Source organism: Amycolatopsis sp. NPDC049252, assembly GCF_043197175.1.
GTDB lineage: Bacteria > Actinomycetota > Actinomycetes > Mycobacteriales > Pseudonocardiaceae > Amycolatopsis.
On sequence record NZ_JBICSQ010000064.1, the window covers coordinates 1 to 19479 of the forward strand.

Genomic DNA, 19479 nt, shown 5'->3' on the forward strand with positions numbered 1-19479 from the left:
ACCTGCCCTGGCACGGCTGCTGGCGGCGGGCCACGAGGTGAGCGGGCTGGCCCGCGCGGCCGGCCGCGAGCCGGCGATTCTCGCGACGGGCGCGAAGCCGGTACCGGGTGACCTGTTCGACGCGACATCGCTGGCCAAGGCGTTGCGCGGGCACGACGCGGTCCTGAACCTGGCGACGCGCATCCCGGGCCCGGGCGACATGACGCGCAAGGCGGCCTGGGCCCCGAACGACCGCGTCCGGCTGTCGGGCAGCGCCGCGCTGGCGGCGGCGGTGCGCCAGGTGGACGAGCTGCGCATCGTGGTCCAAGAGGGCATTTCGTTCGTCTACGAGGACGGCGGCGACCGCGAACTGGACGAGGAAGCACCGCTGCGTCCCCGGGGTGTGACGGCGTCCTCGGTGACGGCGCACGCGAACGTCGCCGCGCTGGAGGCGGCGGGCCGGACGGTGATCAGGCTGCGCATCGCGAACCTGGTGGGCTCCGGCGCGCTGCTGTCCCCGCTCGTCCTGGGCTCCCGAAAGGACTGGACGACAGCGATCCACCCAAGGGACGCGGCGGCGGGCGCGGTGGCCGCACTGGAGGCGTCTTCAGGGGTCTACAACGTGGGGGCGACCCCGGTGACGAAGGCCGAGCTGGGCGCCGTCCTGGCGGAGGCGGCGGGAGTCCGGAAGGCCCGAGTGGTGCCGAAGTGGCTGGCGTCGCGGCTGACGCTGGCGGAGCCGATGGCGCGGTCGCAGCGGGTGGTGTCACGGAAGCTGGAGGAGGCGACCGGGTGGCGGTGCGAGCTGCCGGTGCCAGGCCCGGAGTGGTTCGAGACTTCCTGACCGGCCCCCGCCCTATCCCTGGGGGGCGTCCCCTGGTCCAGTCTATCGGCCGCCCCCGACAGAACCGCCTGATCAGCCGCGCCGGGCCCAAGTTGTCCACATGCGGATCGACCTGTGGACAACTTGGGGATGCCGACCCGCTGCACGTCGGCGGAGCAGCTCAGCTGGCGGCTGGGAGCCGGCACCTCGGAGCAGCGAGACGCGACACCGCCGAGCAAGCACCTCACCACCAGGAGACCTCAGCCGACGCAGCCCAGGCCAGGCCAGGCCAGGAGACTTCAGAGCAGTTCCAGCAGGAACGGCAGCTCCTGCGGCGCGTACCAGGCCAGCTCGTGGTCCTCCGCGTCGCCGAGCACGAACTCCGCGTCCATGTCCCCCAGATCCGCCGCGTCGATCACCGCTGCTGCCGCCGAGACCGCGTCCGCGGCCTCCGCGGAGTCCACGTGGATCGCCGCCACCGCGGACAACGGGATCGGGCCGCCGATGCGGACCACCGGGGCGTCCAGGTCCGGGCGCAGCGTGATGCCCTCGACGTCCGCCGACACCACCACCCGGCGGGGCTCGCCCTTCTCCTCCGCCGCGATCAGGCGCAGCGAAGCGCGCGCCGCGTCCAGGAGTGCCGCGTACTCGAGCTCCTCGTCCGAGCCGCTCGAGTACGCCTCGCGCAACGCCGGGGTCAGCGCGAACGCCGTCCCGCTGCGCGCCCGGAACTCCCCCGACGATTCCAAGTCGCGAAGCATCGCGATGGTCGCAGGCAGATAGACCCTCACCAGTGCGCACCCTTCAGCTCTTCCAGGGACTCTTCGATCATCCCGGCCAGCAGGTCGACGTCGAAGGCGGCCTTGCGGTCGCCGTTGAGTCCGAAGTAGACGCCGCCGTGGTACGACGTCACCCCGATCGCCAGCGCCTGGGTGCGCATCAACGGCATCACCGGAAACATCTCGACCAGTCTCGCCTCTCCCGCGTACATCGGCATCTGCGGGCCCGGTGAGTTGGTCACCATGACGTTGAAGATCCGCCCGGACAGCGACCCCGCCGCTCGCGCGCCGAGCGAGTGCAGGGTAGCCGGGGCGAAGCCGCCGACCTTGAGCAGCCCGCGCGCGGCGACCGAACGGCCCGAATCGAGGTGCTCGGTCATCGCGTGCCCGATGTGCTGCAGCCGCAGCACCGGGTTGGGCTCGCCGACCGGCAGGTCCACCAGGTAGGCCGCCACCTGGTTGCCGACCAGGGCCGGCGTGGAGTACTCCGCCGTCTCGGCGTCGCGCACCGCCAGCGGGACCAGCGCGCGGACCGTCGCGTTGGCGGTCAGCGTCTCTTCGCGGGAGAGCAGCCACTCGCGCAGCGCGCCGGTGATGGCCGCGAGGACGACGTCGTTGACCGTGCCGCCGTGCTCCGCGCGGATCTTCCGGAAGTCCTGGAGCCGCGTGCGGACCACCGAGAACACCCGGCCGCCGGACACCCGGACGTTCAGCGGTCCCGGCGGCGCCGGGTTGACCAGCGTGCGCAGCGCCGCGGCCACCCCGCCGACGGTCTCGGCGAACTTGCCGGCCGACGCGGCCGCGTCGTTGGCCGCCGACCGGACGTTCTCCACCACCTCGCCCGGCCGCTGGATGCCCTCGCTGACCGCGTCGAGCACCAGCTGGGTGCGGCTCGGCTCGCGCCGCGGCGCCCAGATGTCTTCGAACGGCTCCGGCGCCGCCGGGGTCGGGTCGAGGATCAGCTGGCCGAGATCGATCGTGCCGATACCGTCCACAACGGACTGGTGGGTCTTGGTGACCAGGGCGATCCGGTCGCCGGACAGGCCCTCGATGAAGTACGCCTCCCAGAGCGGCCGCTCCGGCGCCAGCCGCCGTGACATCAGCCGCGCCACCAGGTCGAACAGCTGGTCGTCGCGGCCCGGCTGGGGCAGCGCCGAGCGCCGGACGTGGTAGTTGAGGTCGAAGTCGACGTCGTCCACCCACACCGGCCGCGCCAGGTGGCCGGGCACCTCGGCCACGCGCTGCCGGTACCGCGGCAGGTACGCCAGCCGCGCCCCGACGAGGTCGAGCAGCTGGGCGTAGCTGAACCCCGAGCGCGGCCGTTCGAAGATCGCCACCCCACCGACGTGCATCGGGGTCGCGTGGTCCTCCATGTAGAGGAACGAGGCGTCCAGCGCGGAGAGGCGGTCGGGCATGGGCCGATCCTTACACAATGCGAGACTGCCGGGTGTGGGTGATGAGTCGACTGTCTCGCCGAAAGACCGCTTTCTGACCGTGTACGGCCGGAAGCCGGTGCTCGAAGCGCTGGCCGACGCCGGCCTGCACGTGGACAAGGTGATCCTCGCCGACACCGCCCGCGGCCCGGGCGCGGCCGAGATCCAGCGCGCGGCCAAGGACGCCGGGGTGCCGGTGCAGCGCGCCAGCGCCCACCGGGTCAAGGTGCTCGCCGGCAACGGCAAGCAGGACCAGGGGGTGCTCGCCGACGTCGTCGCCCCGCGGATGCGCGCGCTGGACACCGCGCTCGCCGACCGGCGGCCGCCGTCGCGGGTGCTGCTGCTGGACGGCATCACCACGCCGGCGAACGTCGGCATGATCCTGCGCACGGTGACCGCGGCCGGGCTCGAGGGCGTGATCGTGCCGCGCCGCGGCGTCGCGGCGCTGGATCCGCTGGTGGTCAAGGCTTCCGCCGGGGTCGCGTTCCGCGCTCCGGTGCTGCGCTGCGGCTCCGCGCGCGAAGCGGCGGAAATGCTCACCGAAGCGGGCTACAGCCTCTACGCGCTGGGGTCGTCCGCGAAGACGACGATATTCGACATCGACCTGCCGCAGCGCACGGCTTTTGTCCTCGGTGGCGAAACGGACGGGGTCGGCCCGGAGGTCGGCGAGCTCGTCACGGAATGGGTGTCGATCCCGATGCCGGGTGACGTCGAGTCGCTGAACGTCTCGGCCGCCGCCGCGGTGCTTTCGTTCGAACTGGTCCGCCGCGCCGCCGCTCACTGATCCGGGAACAGCACCTCGAGCTCGGCCAGTGTTTCCCCGACCGACCGGTGGTGCACCCCGACCATGCCCGCCTCGACGGCGCCGCGGATGTTCGCGGCGGAGTCGTCGACGAACGCACAGCGCACGGCGGGCAGGCCGAGCCGGTCCGCCGCGATCAGGTAAACCGCCGGATCCGGCTTGGCGACACCGACCTCACCGGAGAACACCAGTGCGTCGAAATAGTCGAACATCGTTTTCTTGACCTGGTCCGACGCCCCGGGCGCGTTCGACAGCAGCGCGGTGCGGACGCCCCGCTCGCGCGCGGCCATCAGGTAGTCGTAGAACCGGCCGGCGTCCGGATCGGTGAGAACTCCGGCGAAATCGACCAATAGCCCCTTCAACACCCGGCACACCATAGCCGGGTGACGGAGCGATGTCTCTCACGGCGCAACAATGCGATGTGCCCTAGCGCACCGGCGCCGCCGAAGCCATACCTTCGGCGGTTCTCTGCCGAATCGTGCGATTCCTGACGCGATTCGGGCCGGTTCCTCCCTCTAAGCGAGTGGACGCAGCGAAATGCCGGGTCCAGGAGGGGAGGAAATGTCCGAGGAACATCGCCTGAGGACGCTGATCCGCTACGAAGCACCGCGGCGGGCCGAGCGGCTCGAAGCCGTCACACCGCAGGAGCACCGCCGGGCCGGCGCACGATGGCCGGCGTCGAGGCAGCTCGAAGCGTCCGAAGTGGGCCACCTGCTGAACATGCTGCTGGAGGCCTACGACGGACGCCGCGCGGTGCCGCAGATCCGCGGCCTGGTGGCGCCGGAGGTGTACGCGGGTCTCAGCGGGCCGCGCCTGCCCCGGCCGCGGCACCGGACGCACAGTGTCCACACGTGCAACCCGGTGCCGGGGGTGATCGAGGCGTGCGCCCGCGTGGAGGCCGACGGCCGGTCGTTCGCGCTGGCGGCCCGCTTCACCCGTAGCGCGGCGGGGTGGCAGTGCGTGCGTTTCGCGCTGCTGAAACCGCGGCGGCTCGACGGGCCGGCCCTGCGAGCAGCGGCGTGAGGCGGGCGGGCGCGGCCCGGGCGCCGCCGGAGGAGTCCCGTCGCGACGGTCGCAGGTGGACGGTCGTGAGTGGTGACGGGTGCTGACCCTCGTTGCCGCTCACGACCGGACCGGCAGCTTCGACAGGCCGCGCAGCGTGGTCGTCGGGTTCCATTCCGGGACGCCGTTCAGCGCGAGGTCCGGGAGACGGCGGGCCAGTTCGCGGAACACGATGCGGCCTTCGAGGCGGGCCAGCGGCGCGCCGAGGCAGAAGTGGATGCCCTGCCCGAACGCCAGGTGCCGGCCCGGCGGGCGCGCCGGGTCGAACGCCTCCGCGCCGTTCGCGGGGTCGCGGTTGGCCGCGCCGAGCAGGACGATCACCTGGCTGCCCGCCGGGACCGGCAGCGAGCCGAGCGCCGTGTCGCGCACCGCCGTCCGGGCGGTCAGCTGCACCGGCGAGTCGTACCGCAGCACCTCTTCGACCACGCGGTCGGGCGCGTCCGCGGCCGGGCGCAGGCCGCCGTGGCGGAGCAGCGCCAGCACGCCGTTGCCGATCAGGTTCGTCGTCGTCTCGTGGCCGGCGATCAGCAGGAGGGTGAGCGTCACCAGGAGCTCACCCTCGCTGAGGACGTCACCCGCGTCGGACACGGCCACCAGCGCGGACAGCAGGTCGTCACCGGGCTCGGCCCGGCGCCGCGCCGCGAGTTCGCGGAAGTAGCCGACGAACGACCGGCGCGCCCGCACCGCCGGTTCGACCGTCTCGGGACTCTGCAGGAACGCCGGGTCCAGCGCCCGCGCCATCGCGTGCGACCACGCGGCGAACCGCTCGCGGTCGTCCAGCGGGACGCCGAGCAGTTCGGCGATCACCTCGACCGGCAACGGCTTCGCGAGCGCCGTCATCAGGTCGAATTCGCGCGGCACGCGATCGATCAGGCCGGCGGTGATCTCTTCGATCCGCGGCGTCAGCCGCTCGACCATGCGCGGGGTGAACGCCTGGGACACCAGCCGCCGCAGGCGCGTGTGGTCGGGCGGGTTCAGCGACAGGAACGCCCGGACCACGCGTCCTGATTCGTCGACCGGCTGGTCCGGCTGCCGGTCCGCCGGGTCCAGGTATTCGGGTTCGGGGTGGCCGAACGCCGGGTCGCGCAGCACCTGCGTGGCTTCCGCCATACCGCTGACGGCGAACGTTCCTCCGGCCAGGACCGCGACCGGACGGCTTTCCCGCCACCGCCGGTACTGCGGATACGGGTCCGGCCGCCGCTCGGCGGCGAACAGCGCGAAGAATTCCTGCGGATCAGCCACCGCCGGCAACGTCGTCACGGTTTTCCCCCGTTCATGAAACCGGGGCGCGTGGACAAACTCCACGCGCCCCGGCTTTGGCCCACTTCAGCGGCTCACATCAGCGACGCGGGCCCTTCTTGCCCTTCTTGGCCGCGTCGCGCTGGGCGGCCCGGCGGTCCCGGCGGGTGGCACCGCTTCCGCCGGCGGCGCCGCCGGCTTCTTCGGCGTGCGCTTCGACCTCGCCGTCCTCACCCGGGCCGGACAGCGTCAGCCCGGACTGCTGGCCGTTGCCGCCGAGGCCCTTGCCGCGCAGCGCGGCCGGGACGGACTCGGTGTCGGTCGTCGGCGGCTGCGGCGGCGCCGGCCGCGCGTGGCGACCCTCCGGCGCGGCCTGGCCGTTGCCCGTGCCGACACCCGCCGGCAGCGCGGCGGCGTCCTCGGCGGGCGGCGCCTCGGCCCGCTCGACCTGCAGGTTGAACAGGAAGCCGACGGCCTCCTCCTTCAGCGAGTCGAGCATCGCGCGGAACATGTCGAAGCCCTCGCGCTGGTACTCGATCAGCGGGTCGCGCTGCGCGAGCGCCCGCATGCCGATGCCCTGCTTGAGGTAGTCCATCTCGTAGAGGTGCTCGCGCCACTTGCGGTCCAGGACCGTCAGCATCACCTGGTGCTCCAGGGTCCGCATGCCCTCCGGGCCGACGAGCGCGTTGATCTCCGCTTCACGCTTGTCGTAGGCGTTGCGGGCGTCCTGCACCAGGGCCTCGCGCAGGCCGTTCGCGTCGAGGTCACCTTCTTCGAGCAGGTCGTCCCAGTCGAGGCTGACCGGGTACAGCGTCTTCAGCGCCGTCCACAGCTTCTCGTGGTCCCAGTCCTCGGCGTAGCCGTTGGCGGTCGCACCGTCCACATAGGCGTTGACGACGTCGACGAGCATGCCCTCGATCTGGTCGCGCAGGCTCTCGCCGGCGAGCACGCGGTGGCGCTCGGCGTAGATCACCTTGCGCTGCTCGTTCATGACCTCGTCGTACTTGAGGACGTCCTTGCGCTGCTCCATGTTGATCTGCTCGACCTGGGTCTGCGCGCTCTTGATGGCCTTGGAGACCATCTTGTGCTCGATCGGCACGTCGTCGGGCAGCCGCATGGTCGTCATGACGCGCTCGACCATGGTCGCGTTGAAGCGGCGCATGAGCTCGTCACCGAGCGACAGGTAGAAGCGGGACTCGCCCGGGTCGCCCTGACGGCCCGACCGGCCGCGGAGCTGGTTGTCGATGCGGCGCGACTCGTGCCGCTCGGTGCCCAGCACGTACAGGCCGCCCGCCTCGCGGACCACCTCGGCCTCGGCCTTCGACTCCTCCTTGACCTTCTCCAGGACGGCGGGCCAGGCGGCCTCGTACTCCTCGGAGTGCTCGACCGGGTCCAGGCCCTGCTCGCGCAGCACCTGGTCGGCGATCAGGTCGGGGTTGCCACCCAGCACGATGTCGGTACCGCGGCCCGCCATGTTCGTGGCGACCGTGACGGCGCCCTTCTGGCCGGCGCGGGCGACGATCAGCGCCTCCCGGTCGTGGTGCTTCGCGTTCAGCACCTCGTGCGGCACGCTGAGCTTGACCAGCAGCTTCGACAGGCGCTCGGACTTCTCGACGCTCGTGGTGCCGACCAGGACCGGCTGGCCCTTCTCGTGCCGCTCGGCGATGTCCTCGGCGACCGCCTCGTACTTCGCCTCTTCGGTCTTGTAGATCAGGTCCGGCTGGTCGGCGCGGACCATCGGGCGGTTCGTCGGGATCGGCACCACACCCAGCTTGTAGGTCTGGTGGAACTCGGCGGCCTCGGTCTCGGCCGTACCGGTCATGCCGGACAGCTTCTTGTAGAGGCGGAAGTAGTTCTGCAGCGTGATCGTGGCGAGCGTCTGGTTCTCGGCCTTGATCTCGACCTTTTCCTTGGCCTCGATCGCCTGGTGCATGCCCTCGTTGTAGCGGCGGCCGTGCAGCACGCGGCCGGTGAACTCGTCGACGATCGCGACCTCACCGTTGCGGACGATGTAGTCCTTGTCGCGGTGGAAGAGCTCCTGCACCTTCAGCGCGTTGTTCAGGTAGCCGACCAGCGGGGTGTTCGCGGCCTCGTAGAGGTTCTCGATGCCGAGCTGGTCCTCGACGAACCGGACGCCCTTCTCGGTGACGGCCACCGTGCGCTTCCGGACGTCGACCTCGTAGTGGTACTTCGAGTTGATCAGGTTCGTCTTCTCGACCCGCTCGCGCGACCCCATCGTGGTGGTGTCGATGCCGTTCATCAGCGGGGCGAGCCGCGCGAACTCGACGTACCAGCGCGACGACTGGTCCGCCGGGCCCGAGATGATCAGCGGCGTCCGGGCCTCGTCGATGAGGATCGAGTCCACCTCGTCGACGATGGCGAACTGGTGCCCGCGCTGCACGCAGTCGTCGAGGCTCCAGGCCATGTTGTCGCGCAGGTAGTCGAAGCCGAACTCGTTGTTCGTGCCGTAGGTGATGTCGGCGTTGTACTGGCTGCGCCGGACGTCCGGCTGCTGCTCGGACAGGATGACGCCGACCTCGAGCCCGAGGAAGCGGTGGATGCGGCCCATCCACTCCGAGTCGCGCTTGGCCAGGTAGTCGTTCGTCGTGACGACGTGCACGCCCTTGCCGGGGATGGCGTTCAGGTAGGCCGGGAGGACGCAGGTCAGGGTCTTGCCCTCACCGGTCTTCATCTCGGCGACCTGGCCCAGGTGCAGGGCGGCGCCACCCATCAGCTGGACGTCGAAGTGCCGCTGGCCGAGCACCCGCTTGGCCGCCTCCCGGGCGACCGCGAAGGCCTCCGGCAGCAGGTCGTCCAGGGACTCGCCGTCCGCGTGGCGCTTGCGGAACTCGTCCGTCTTGGCCCGCAGCTCGGCGTCGGTCAGGTCCTTGACGTCGTCTTCGAGGGTGTTGATGTGATCGGCGATGTTGCGCAGCCGCTTCACCATCTTGCCCTCGCCCGCGCGGAGCAGGCGGTTCAGCACCATCCGGTCGACCTCACTAGCTGATCATGAGCGCGCCCAGGCCGGTCCCGGGCAGGTTCTCCCACGGCGGCGGCCGTGGTCGGCGCCACCGTTCCACCCCATCGTAGGGAACCCGGGGCGTCGTGTGCACACGCCGTACGTCCTGACATGCGGATGGCCCGCACGCGGGCGCGTGCGGGCCATCGGCGGAGGCCTCCTTAGAGCCGGCTCAGCCGAGCCGGATCACGCCGTAGTCGAAGCCTTTCCGCCGGTAGACCACGCTGGGCCGCCCCGCGTCGGAGTCGTTGAAGAGGTAGAAATCGTGGCCGACCAGCTCCATCTCGTAGAGAGCCTGGTCCACCGTCATCGGATCAGCGGTGTGCTGCTTCTCGCGGACGACGCGGCCGGGCTGGTGGCCCAGGTCGTCGTCGGCCCAGCTCAGTTGCTGGGGCAGGGTGATCTCGTCGGCACTCGCGAAGCCGTTCGTTTGCGGTTCGGCTTCGGGTGCGTCCAACACCGCGGTACGCGCGGCGGGACTGGCGGCGGCCGGGGAGGTACCACCCGGCAGTGCCGAGGTCGCTTCGGCGACCGACTCCGGACGGCTGCGCCCGTAGTGCACGCGCCTCCGGTCGTGTGTCCTCCGCAGCCGGTTCTCCAGCTTGGTGACTGCGGAATCGAGCGCTGCGTAGAAGTCGGCGGCACACGCTTCAGCGCGTACGGCCGGGCCACGCCCCTTTCCGGTGATTTCGACGCGCTGGCAGCTCTTGGCCTGGCGACGATTGGGTTCGTGGAACAGTTCCACGTCGTACCGGATGACTTTCCTGTCGTAGCGCTCGAGGCGGGCCAGCTTTTCGCTGACGAGTGCCCGATAGTGGTCGGGCACCTCCACGTTGCGGCCCTTAACGACGATGTCCATACACGACCTCCCTCGCTGAGATGACTGCGAGCTGTTGAGTTCACACACGGCGCCGGTGTTGCGGGGACGTAAGCCCGGATCGCGGGCTGAGAAGGAACTCGGATCGGTTCACGACGTCTCGTGCCGGATGCCCGAGCGCGGACTCAGCGCACCTCCGGCGCCAGGGACATGGGCTCGTCACCTCCCTGCCTGCGGGGATTGCTGATAGCGGAGCACGTTAGCTTCCTCACGCCCGTTACAACAGCCCCCGAGCCGGGGGATGTCGGGGAATGAGACTCCGTCACCCCGCGCAGTGAGCGGGGGGTGAACACCAGAAAACACCCGCTGGTCGGACGCGCGCCGGTTGCCGTGGCATCACACGGACGGCGCATCACTTCAGCTGGACGGGCGCCGAGGGTGACGGCCTTGCCCGGCGCAGCCACCACTCCGGTGGAGTGGTTCGGCACCCGAGTGGCCTTGATCGACACCCTCATGCCCGGACAACGGCCGCGGGTCCGCTCGCGTTCCCGCCGGATGTCACTCGTGTAGGTGACACCCGGGTCACCCGGGCGCGGAGGTTGGCGGGGGTGGCTGCGTTCGGTGGCCGGGTATTGGTGGGGTTTACGGGTCTGGGTGAGCTGGGGAAACCGGGGTGGTGCCGGCTTTGGTTTGATCGGCGGGCTTGCTCCTTCACGGGTTTGGTCCTGTTTCTCGACAGGATCTTCGACGGCTTGCTCGTCGGCGGTTTTTTCGGTGGGGTGACTGGCCGGATCGCTCCGGTGACCGGCTGCTTGTTAATCGCGCTCAGCGATTCCTCTGGTCGCGTGCAGTTGACCGCGCAACCACCGGATCGCGCCAGTGCGTTCAGCCGGCGGTTCACCCGGCCGCGAGCAGGGCGAGGACGGCCGAGACCGCGATGCCTTCCGCCGCCAGGGCGCGCACGCACGCGGCGGCGGTGGCGCCCGTGGTCACCACGTCGTCGAGGACCACCACCGGGAAGCCGGGTGGCGGGCGTCCGGCGTGGCGGAACCGCAGGCGCCCGGCCAGGTTGGCGGCGCGCTGGGCGTGGCCGAGCCCGACGGCGTCGCGGGCGCTGCCGGCCAGTTCGAGGGCGGGCGCGACGGCGACTTCGAAGCCGCGACCGGCCAGGACGCTTGCCGCGGCCTCCGCGAGCCGTTCGACGTGGGGGCCGCCGCGCACCCGGGACGCGGAGGGGCGGCTGGGCGCCGGGACCAGGCAGAGCTTGCGGGCTTCGGGAGCGGATCCGGTGCTCGGGGAATGGTCGCGGGGCCGATCGGCGGGAGCGGTACCGGCGCTGCACAGTGGATCCGGCGGCCGGTGGTCCTCACCGGATTCGCTGCTGCCGGACTGGGCCGGTGGCCGGTCGGCGGAAGCGGTTCCAGCACCGCGCACCGGGCCCGGCAACCAGCGGACCTCACCGGACTCGCTACTCCGGATCTGCCCCGGCAACCGGTCGACGGAAGCGGTTCCGGCACCGCCCTCCAGGCCCGACAACCGGTGAACCTTACCGGACTCACTACTCCGGATCTGCCCCGGAGGCCGGTCGGTGGAAGAGGTTCCAGCACTGCACTCCGGGCCCGACGACCGACGGACCACACCGGACTCACTACTCCGGATCTGCCCCGGAGGCCGGTCGACAGAAGAGGTTCCAGCACTGCACTCCGGGCCCGACGACCGACGGACCACACCGGACTCACTACTCCGGATCTGCCCCAACGGCCGGTCGACAGAAGCGGTTCCAGCACCGCGCTCCGAGCCCGGTGACCGGCGGACCTCACCGGGCTCGCTACTCCGGATCTGCCCCGGCAACCGGTCGACGGAAACGGTCCCGATGCCGCGCGCCGCGCCCGGCAACCGGCGGACCTCCGCGGATTCCGTGGTGGGGGAACCGCCACGGGACCAGTCGGCGGAAGCGGTTCCGGCGCTGCCCAGTGGACGCGAGGGTCGGTAGGTCTCACCGGACCCAGTGCTCCGCGCGACGGAAGCGGTGTTGCGAGCAGGGCCCGACGACCTGCCGTCGGAGGCGGTTCCACCGCCGCAAACCGCACGCCGCGACCTGTCGTCGGAAGCGGTTCCAGATCCAGCGGGACCGGTCCCCCGCAGCGGCAACACCGCCAACGCCTCTGCCAGCGCCCACCCGAGCGACGGCGCCAGATCCCGCCGCCCCCGCTCCTTGTACGCGATCAGCAGCCTCCGCCCCACTCCGCGATACCGGGCCAGGGCGAACACCCGCACCGACCCCGCCGTGGGCATGCGGACCACTTCCCTCGCCGAGCCCCAGACGGCCGCGCAGCCGGCGCAGCACGGCGCCCCGCGGGCTCCGCAGGCGGCGCAGCGGCTGGGGATCAGCAGGTCGAGAAGCGCTTTGATGAACACAACGGAAAGTGTCGCGACCACCACCGACAGTTTCCGGCCCGCGACCGGAACCAGTCACCCGAAAGTGTGGTCAGCCCGGGTAGAAGGGGTCCGCGTCCTTCGCCGAATGAGGCTGCGGGCGCCAGACCTCGCCGAGCACCGAGGCGATCCACAGGCCGCTCGCGTCGGCCACCACGATCTGGCGGCTGGGGGCCGCCGTGACGCCGTGGACCGGGGGTGTCAGGTTCGAGCTGTTGAACGCGTCCATCCGCTGGCCGTCCACCGTCACCTTGATCACCGGCTGGGACGTCGACGTCGTCACCGCGACCAGGGTGTCCTGGGACAGCCAGTCCACGTCGACGACGTTCTGGAGGTCGTGGGGCTGCAGGTGCCGCGGCTCGCGCAGGGCGATCGAATCGCCGGTGCCGCCGACCACCGACGCCACCCACAGCTGGCCGGAGATCACCGCGGCGACGCGAGCGCCGTCGTGGGAGAAGCGCAGCTCGGAGATGCCGCCCTGCTGGGTCAGGTCGGTCGCGTTGACCGTCAGGGGGGTCCACTGGCCGTTCGGGGTCAGCACCATCCTGGCCACCGTCAGCTGGTCGGCCACCGTCCACACCTCGGACGCGCCGGGGCGCCACGTCGGGCGGCTCAGGGTGCTGCCGGCCAGGCTGACCAGGGGCAGCTCGCGGCCCAGATCGCCGATGCGCAGGTGGACCTGGCCGCCGGTGCGGTCGACCACCGCGAGGCGCTTGCCGTCGGTCGACTGGGCGGCGCTGACGACGTCGTAGCCGCCGTTGCCGACCGGGCCGGGCACCGGGGCGCCGTCACCCAGGGAGCGGACGCGGCCGTCGACCGTCATCAGCCCCGGCAGGTCCAGGCTCAGCGAGGGCGACGCGCCGTACGCGGGCAGCTCGTTCAGCCGCCAGTCCGGGTGGTTCGGCACCAGCGGGGCGCCGTCGGCGAGGATCCGGATCCGCGCCGACGTCACGTACTGCAGCGAAAGCACGATCTGCGCGGCGATCAGGTTCCTGATGTTCTCCCCGACGCCGGTGAGCCCGGTCAGGGGCACCACGAGGGTCCCGTCGTCGAGGCTCTTGACGTTGGTGTCGATCTCCACCGGCTCGCCGAGCAGGTTCTTCACCGCCCCGGCCAGGCTCGTGGACGGGCCGTCGACCAGCAGGTCCATCACCCGGCCCGGCAGCCCGGACTGCGGCTTCGCCACGACGTAGCGCCGGTCCGGGACGAAGGCGTTGGACGACTCCGAGTAGAAGCTCACCGGCACCGCGGTGTAGTTCTCGCTGAAGTCGGCCTCGGTCGCGTACAGGTCGGCGGGCGGGTCGACGATCCGCCACTGGCCGTTCTGCTGCTTGCGCACCTTCACGTGGAGCAGCGCCGAGCTGTAGTCCGGGACGAACGAGCTGTTCTGGTCCAGCGTGCCGATGTCGATCCCGCGCACGTTGACGACCTGCGTGTTCGGGTCCGGCTGCGGCTCGGTGTCATAGACCGTGCCGAAGGTGTCCTGGATGATCGTCAGGCTGCGGCTGGGCCGCCAGTTCGCCCGGCCCTGGTCGTCCAGGTAGGCGCGGGCGGCCGCGTTGTTCTGGCCCGGCTTGAGCGTCGCGCGGATGAACTCGCGCACCAGCGTCAGCGAGTCGATGCCCTGCTCCGGTTCGGGCGCCTCGGCGTTCTGGCCCTGGCCCTGCCGCTCCCCCGAGACGACGACGGGCTGGGACTCGAGCGGCACGTTGGCGCAGCCCGCCACCAGCACCAGGCACAACACTGCAAGCAGAACCCGTTTCACTGACCGACTTCCTCACGTTCGGCGAAGATCGCCTCCGGCGCCGGCGTCACCTCGATGATCCCGAGCGGCACCTCGCCCGGGATGTGGTCCGGCGGCGGCAGGGCCAGCGGCGGCTCCCCGGCCGGGATGTCCTGGTGCCGCGGGAAGGTGAACCGGAAACAGGCGCCCCGGCCGGGCGCGCCCCACGCGTCGAGCTCGCCGCCGTGCAGGCGCGCGTCCTCCAGGCTGATGGCCAGGCCGAGCCCGGTGCCGCCGGTCCGCCGGTTGCGTGACGGATCGGCGCGCCAGAACCGGTTGAACACCAGGCCCTCCTCGCCGGTCCGCAGGCCGACGCCGTGGTCCCGGACCGTGATGGCGACGGTGGTTTCGTCGGCCGCGACGGTCAGCACCACCGGTTTGCCCTCGCTGTGGTCGACGGCGTTGCCCAGCAGGTTGCGCAGGATCCGCTCGACGCGCCGCGAGTCGACCTCGGCGGGCACTTCCTCGTCGGGCAGCACGAGCTCGACCGAGCTGCCCGCGTTGCCGGCGATGACCCGCACCTGCTCGACCGCGCGGGTGGCGATCGGGCGGACGTCGATGAACTCGGCCGACAGCTCCTCGACGCCGGCGTCGAGCCTGCTGATCTCGAGCAGGTCGCCGAGCAGGGCCTCGAACCGGTCGAGCTCGTCGACCAGCAGCTCGGTGGACCGCGCGAGGCCGGCCGGGAACTGCTCGCGGGAGGCGTGCAGCACGTCGGCGGCCATCCGGACGGTGGTCAGCGGGGTCCGCAGCTCGTGCGAGACGTCGGAGGTGAACCGGCGCTGCAGCCCGCCGAACTCCTCGAGCTGGCGGATCTGGCGCTGGATGCTGGCGGCCATGCCGTTGTACGACCCGGCGAGCTTGGCCAGGTCGTCCTCGCCGACCACGGCGAGGCGCTGGTCGAGGTCGCCGCCGGCGAACTGCTCCGCCGCCGCGGCGGCCGACCGGACCGGCCGCACCACCTGCCGCACCACCAGGTTCGTGATGCCGGCCAGCAGGAGCAGCAGGACGAGGCCACCGACCAGCAGCGTGTTCTGCACGGTCGAGACGGTGTTCTGCTCGGTCGTCAGCGGGAACAGCAGGTACAGCTGCAGCGGGACGGCGACGGTCTTGAGCGGCGTGCCGACGATCAGGTACGTCGTGCGCCCGCCGTTCGCGTCCGGGACGGTGTGCTCGAGGTAGCTCGTCTGCTCGGCCTCGACGAACTGCCGCAGCCGGGGCGGCACGTTCTCGAACGGGCCGGCGAACGCGGGCTCGTCGCGGGACTGGTCGTGGCCGCCGCTGGCGAGCACCGGGATGAACGTGCCCGCCGCCGAACCCGCGGCGTCCTGGCTGGTCGGCGTGATCGCGATCTTCTTCAGCGCGTTTTCGAGGCGGTTGCGCATCGCGTCCGCCGTCTCGCCGCCGAGACCGACCAGCTCACCGGCGGCGGTCTCCGCGGCCGCGCGGGTCTGCGCGGTGGCGGCGTCGCGCTTGGTGTCCAGCAGCCGCTCGGTGATCTGGTTCTGCAGGACCATGCCCAGCACGAACACCACGGCCGAGGACAGCGCGAGCGTCGAGACGGTGACGCGGAACTGGAGCGAGTGCTTCCACAGCTCGTTGAACGCGACCGCGCGACGGCGCGCGAAAACGACGACACGCCGGACCAGGCGTGCCGTCGAACGCGCGAACGCGGGCAGCCGTCTGCCGCTCGCGTTGGTCATGGAGCCATCACGGCGGTCCGGCCTTGTACCCGACGCCACGAACGGTCAACACCACCTCGGGGTGTTCCGGGTCCTTCTCGACCTTCGAACGGAGCCGCTGGACGTGCACGTTCACCAGGCGGGTGTCGGCCGCATGCCGGTAGCCCCAGACCTGCTCGAGCAGCACCTCGCGGGTGAAGACCTGGCGCGGCTTGCGGGCCAGCGCCACCAGCAGGTCGAACTCCAGCGGGGTCAGCGGGATCGCCTTGCCCTCGCGGGTGACCTCGTGGCCGGGCACGTCGATCGCCAGGTCGCCGATCGTGAGCGACTCCGCCGGTTCGGCCTCGGTGCGGCGCATCCGGGCGCGGACCCGGGCGACCAGCTCCTTCGGCTTGAACGGCTTGACGACGTAGTCGTCGGCGCCGGACTCCAGGCCGAGGACGATGTCGACGGTGTCGCTCTTGGCGGTGAGCATGACGATCGGCACCCCGGACTCGGCGCGGATCGCCTTGCAGACGTCGATCCCGTTCATCCCGGGCAGCATCAGGTCGAGCAGGACGAGGTCGGGCTTCAGTTCACGCAGCGCGGGAAGCGCGCGTGAGCCGTCGGCGACCACCGCCGTGTCGAACCCCTCCCCACGGAGCACGATGGTGAGCATCTCCGCGAGTGCAGGGTCGTCGTCGACCACGAGAACACGTGCCTTCATGTCCACATATTCGCACTAGTTCCGGCGGCCGGACGCGCGACCCGCGTGTTTGACCACCAGAAAGATCAAGATCCGCACCGGTCCCTGCTCCATCCGGGTGCCGGTGGGCGGTCCGTGAAGGCCACGTCGAGGGACTCTGAGTCCCTCGACGTGGCCTTCACGGACCTGGGAGAAGGGCTCAGGGAGCCACGGCGGGGACGGGCGCGTCGACGTAGACGACGCCGTCGGTGACGGCCACGCGGTGGGTGCGCACGGCCTTCTTGGCGGGCAGGCAGGTCGGCGCGCCGGTGCGGAGGTCGAACTGCGCGGCGTGCAGCGGGCACTCGACGAAGCAGCCCTCCAGCCAGCCGTCGGCCAGCGACGCGTCCTGGTGGGTGCAGGTGTCGTCGACGGCGAAGAAGCCGGCTTCGGTGTGGAACACGGCGATGGGGACGGGCCCGTCGAGACGGAGGGACTCCCCTTCGGGCAGATCGGCGACGGCGCAGGCTCGGATCATCGGGGCCTCCGGGAACAGGTGACGGGAAACCGAGACGTTTGGTGAAAGTTGCGCATGGCGCGACGCTGCGCTTCCTGCGCAACAATCCGGTTCGACGGGCGGTCGCGTCAAGAGATTCGCCCACTCAGCCGATAGGGAGGGCACAAAACGGATAGTGTTGCGCTATGCGGAACCAGGACTCGGGCAACGCAACTCAGAGCCAGGTGCAGTCGGTCGACCGGGCGATCAGCGTGCTGGAGCTGCTCGCCCGCAACGGCGAAACCGGCATCACGGAGATCGCGGGCGAACTGGGCGTGCACAAGTCCACGGCGTCGCGCCTGCTCAGCGTCCTGGAGTCGAGAGGCCTGGTCGAACAGCTCGGGGAACGCGGGAAGTACGCGATCGGCTTCGGCATCGTGCGGCTGGCGGGCGCCGCGACCGGGCGGATGGACCTGGCCAAGCTCGGCCGCACCAGCTGCCTGAGCCTCGCCGAGGAGCTCGGCGAGACCGTGAACATCGCCATCGCCGACGACGGCGTCGCGATCAACATCAGCCAGGCCCGCGGAGCCGCCGCGATCACCACGCAGAACTGGACGGGCCAGCGGACGCCGCTGCACGCGACCTCCAGCGGCAAGGTCCTCTTGGCCTACATGGCCGAAGCCGAGCGCAAGCGCGTGCTGAAGCGGAAGCTGGAGCAGTACACGCCGCGCACGACGGTCGAGCCGGACGAGCTGATGACGGAGCTGGAACGGATCCTCGAAGACGGCTTCGCCGCCTGCTACGAGGAGTTCGAGCTCGGCATGCACGCGGTGGCGGTGCCGATCCACGGCCCGGGCGGCGACGTGGTCGCGGCGATGAGCGCTTCAGGGCCGTCGTACCGGCTTTCCAAGCAGCGGGTGAAGCAGATCGTCCGGCCGATGACCGAAGCGGCGGACGAGCTTTCCGCGCAGCTCGGCTATTTCCGGGACTAGTCGTAGAGCCGGGCCATCGCCCGGATCGTCCTTCCCATGTGCGCCACCAGTTCCGGAGGTGCCAGCACCTGCGCGTCCGCGCCCAGCCGCAGCAGGCCGGCGGCGGCGTGCGGCACGTTCTCCAGCGGGACGGCCGCGCGCCGCCAGCCGTCGGCGTCCGGGGGTTCGAGGGTGCGCGAGACGAGCCGGGCGGCCTTCGGGCCCAGGATGTCCGGCAGGGCCGCGATTCCCGCCGCCGAAAGCCGCACGACGGCCGCCCCGTCGACGTCCGCCTCCTCGTACCGCTCGACGTGGTCCCGCCAGAACTCCGCGAGGTCGAAGCCGGCGGGCCGGGTGAACGTCTCGTCGAGCGGGGTCAGCGCCTCGATGTTCGCGACGCGGTAGGTCCGCCCGGACGCCACGAGGTACCAGACGCCGGCCTTGAGGACCAGGCCGAGCGGGTGCAACCGCCGCGTCACGACGCCCGGACGCGGTGACCAGCGGCGGTAGCGGATCTCGACGACCTGGTCCTGCCACAGGGCTTCCGCGGCGGCGAGCAGCTGCGGCACCGGGTCCGCTTCGCGGTACCAGCCGGGCGCGTCGAGATGGAAGCGCTGCCGGATCCGCGTCGACGCGTCGCGGTACGGCGTCGGCAGCGCCGCCATCAGCTTCAGCTCGGCCGCGGCCACCTGGGCGCCGAGCCCCAGCTCGGCGGCGGGCTGGGGCAGGCCGGTGAGGAACAGCGACTCGGCCTCGTCGGCGGTCAGGCCGGTCAGCCGGGTGCGGTAGCCGTCCACCAGCTGGTAGCCGCCACTCGGGCCGGGTTCGGCGTAGATCGGGACGCCCGCGGCGGCCAGCGCCTCGACGTCGCGGTAGACGGTCCGGGCGGTCACCCCCAGCTCGGCGGCCAGCCGGGACGCGCTCATCCGGCCGTGGTTCTGCAGCAGCAGAAGCAGGGACACCAGCCGGCTCGCACGCACGCGGCGAAGTTTGCCAGCCACCACTGACAGAAGATGTCAGTGATCGCGGCCCAGGATCACCGTCATGAACGACTTCGACTTCTTCCACGGCTCCTGGACCGTCGTCAGCCGGCGGCTCCGCACCCTCTTCGCCGGCAGCGACGACTGGGACGTCTACCCCGGCACCACCACCTGCTCGCCGTTCTTCGAGGGCGGCGGGAACACCGAAGAGATCCTCTTCCCCGACCGGGGCTTCCGCGGCTTCACGCTCCGCCTGTTCGATGTCGGCCGGAAGGAGTGGTCGATCTACTGGGCCAACGACCGCACCGGCCTGCTCCAGCCGCCGGTCGTGGGCACGTTCGCCGACGGCCGCGGCGACTTCTACGGCGACGACACCCACGAAGGGCGGCCCATCAGGGCGCACTACATCTGGTCGGGCACCGCGGGGCCGTCGCCGCGGTGGGAGCAGGAGTTCTCCGCCGACGGCGGGAAGACCTGGGAATCCAACTGGGTCATGGAGTTCACCCGGGCCTGA

Annotated in this window: 17 protein-coding genes; 5 read left to right on the forward strand and 12 right to left on the reverse strand. The window is 71.2% G+C overall.

The window, feature by feature from the left end:
- Positions 1-823, forward strand: an 823-nt coding sequence (locus ACGFMK_RS37710) for an NAD-dependent epimerase/dehydratase family protein (protein WP_392773774.1), incomplete at its 5' end; no start/stop codon positions are given.
- A gap of 278 nt (positions 824-1101) precedes the next feature.
- On the opposite strand, the gene ACGFMK_RS37715 is transcribed toward ACGFMK_RS37710, so the two are convergent.
- Both ACGFMK_RS37715 and ACGFMK_RS37720 read right to left on the reverse strand, forming a co-directional pair.
- Positions 1102-1593 (reverse strand): DUF6912 family protein, encoded by a 492-nt coding sequence (locus tag ACGFMK_RS37715; RefSeq protein ID WP_392773776.1) that lies wholly within the window; start codon positions 1591-1593, stop codon positions 1102-1104.
- Positions 1590-2996: a wax ester/triacylglycerol synthase family O-acyltransferase gene (locus tag ACGFMK_RS37720; RefSeq protein WP_392773777.1), complete on the reverse strand. Its 1407-nt coding sequence runs from the start codon at positions 2994-2996 to the stop codon at positions 1590-1592. The genes ACGFMK_RS37715 and ACGFMK_RS37720 overlap by 4 nt, the downstream gene beginning before the upstream one ends.
- Positions 2997-3030: 34 nt before the next feature.
- Here ACGFMK_RS37720 and ACGFMK_RS37725 point away from each other — a divergent pair, with 34 nt between their 5' ends.
- On the forward strand, positions 3031-3798 hold the full coding sequence (locus tag ACGFMK_RS37725) for a TrmH family RNA methyltransferase (protein WP_392773779.1): 768 nt from the start codon (positions 3031-3033) through the stop codon (positions 3796-3798).
- Here ACGFMK_RS37725 and ACGFMK_RS37730 read toward each other — a convergent pair.
- Complete coding sequence (locus tag ACGFMK_RS37730) at positions 3792-4166, reverse strand: HAD-IA family hydrolase (RefSeq protein WP_392773831.1); 375 nt, start codon at positions 4164-4166, stop codon at positions 3792-3794. The two genes, ACGFMK_RS37725 and ACGFMK_RS37730, sit on opposite strands and share 7 nt — an antisense overlap.
- 211 nt (positions 4167-4377) lie before the next feature.
- Here ACGFMK_RS37730 and ACGFMK_RS37735 point away from each other — a divergent pair, with 211 nt between their 5' ends.
- A complete protein-coding gene (locus ACGFMK_RS37735; RefSeq protein ID WP_392773781.1) occupies positions 4378-4839 on the forward strand; it encodes an Rv3235 family protein in 462 nt (153 codons plus the stop codon).
- A 99-nt stretch (positions 4840-4938) separates the two neighbouring features.
- Here the strand turns inward: ACGFMK_RS37735 and ACGFMK_RS37740 are convergent, their stop codons facing one another.
- The 8 genes from ACGFMK_RS37740 to ACGFMK_RS37775 all read right to left on the reverse strand — a co-directional run bounded on the left by ACGFMK_RS37740 (position 4939) and on the right by ACGFMK_RS37775 (position 17056).
- A complete protein-coding gene (locus ACGFMK_RS37740; protein ID WP_392773783.1) occupies positions 4939-6120 on the reverse strand; it encodes a cytochrome P450 in 1182 nt (393 codons plus the stop codon).
- A gap of 97 nt (positions 6121-6217) precedes the next feature.
- Positions 6218-9103, reverse strand: a complete 2886-nt coding sequence (gene secA, locus ACGFMK_RS37745) for a preprotein translocase subunit SecA (RefSeq protein ID WP_392773785.1) — start codon at positions 9101-9103, stop codon at positions 6218-6220.
- Between the two features lie 205 nt (positions 9104-9308).
- Positions 9309-9995: a ribosome hibernation-promoting factor, HPF/YfiA family gene (hpf, locus tag ACGFMK_RS37750; protein WP_392773787.1), complete on the reverse strand. Its 687-nt coding sequence runs from the start codon at positions 9993-9995 to the stop codon at positions 9309-9311.
- Between the two features lie 855 nt (positions 9996-10850).
- Positions 10851-11489 (reverse strand): hypothetical protein, encoded by a 639-nt coding sequence (locus ACGFMK_RS37755; protein ID WP_392773789.1) that lies wholly within the window; start codon positions 11487-11489, stop codon positions 10851-10853.
- Between the two features lie 952 nt (positions 11490-12441).
- Positions 12442-14154, reverse strand: a complete 1713-nt coding sequence (locus tag ACGFMK_RS37760) for an LpqB family beta-propeller domain-containing protein (RefSeq protein WP_392773791.1) — start codon at positions 14152-14154, stop codon at positions 12442-12444.
- The gene (gene mtrB, locus ACGFMK_RS37765; RefSeq protein ID WP_392773792.1) at positions 14151-15875 is read right to left on the reverse strand and encodes an MtrAB system histidine kinase MtrB; all 1725 of its coding nucleotides are present in this window, start codon (positions 15873-15875) and stop codon (positions 14151-14153) included. The genes ACGFMK_RS37760 and mtrB overlap by 4 nt, the downstream gene beginning before the upstream one ends.
- Before the next feature lie 7 nt (positions 15876-15882).
- The gene (mtrA, locus tag ACGFMK_RS37770; RefSeq protein ID WP_005150760.1) at positions 15883-16560 is read right to left on the reverse strand and encodes an MtrAB system response regulator MtrA; all 678 of its coding nucleotides are present in this window, start codon (positions 16558-16560) and stop codon (positions 15883-15885) included.
- Positions 16561-16738: 178 nt separating this feature from the next.
- Positions 16739-17056 carry a bifunctional 3-phenylpropionate/cinnamic acid dioxygenase ferredoxin subunit gene (locus ACGFMK_RS37775; protein ID WP_323323265.1) on the reverse strand — a complete coding sequence of 106 codons (318 nt, stop codon included), beginning with the start codon at positions 17054-17056 and terminating at the stop codon, positions 16739-16741.
- Between the two features lie 164 nt (positions 17057-17220).
- Here ACGFMK_RS37775 and ACGFMK_RS37780 point away from each other — a divergent pair, with 164 nt between their 5' ends.
- Positions 17221-18006 carry an IclR family transcriptional regulator gene (locus ACGFMK_RS37780; RefSeq protein WP_392773796.1) on the forward strand — a complete coding sequence of 262 codons (786 nt, stop codon included), beginning with the start codon at positions 17221-17223 and terminating at the stop codon, positions 18004-18006.
- Here the strand turns inward: ACGFMK_RS37780 and ACGFMK_RS37785 are convergent.
- A complete protein-coding gene (locus ACGFMK_RS37785) occupies positions 18003-18965 on the reverse strand; it encodes a helix-turn-helix transcriptional regulator (protein WP_392773798.1) in 963 nt (320 codons plus the stop codon). The genes ACGFMK_RS37780 and ACGFMK_RS37785 overlap by 4 nt on opposite strands.
- A 64-nt stretch (positions 18966-19029) precedes the next feature.
- Here ACGFMK_RS37785 and ACGFMK_RS37790 point away from each other — a divergent pair, with 64 nt between their 5' ends.
- A complete protein-coding gene (locus ACGFMK_RS37790) occupies positions 19030-19479 on the forward strand; it encodes a hypothetical protein (protein WP_392773799.1) in 450 nt (149 codons plus the stop codon).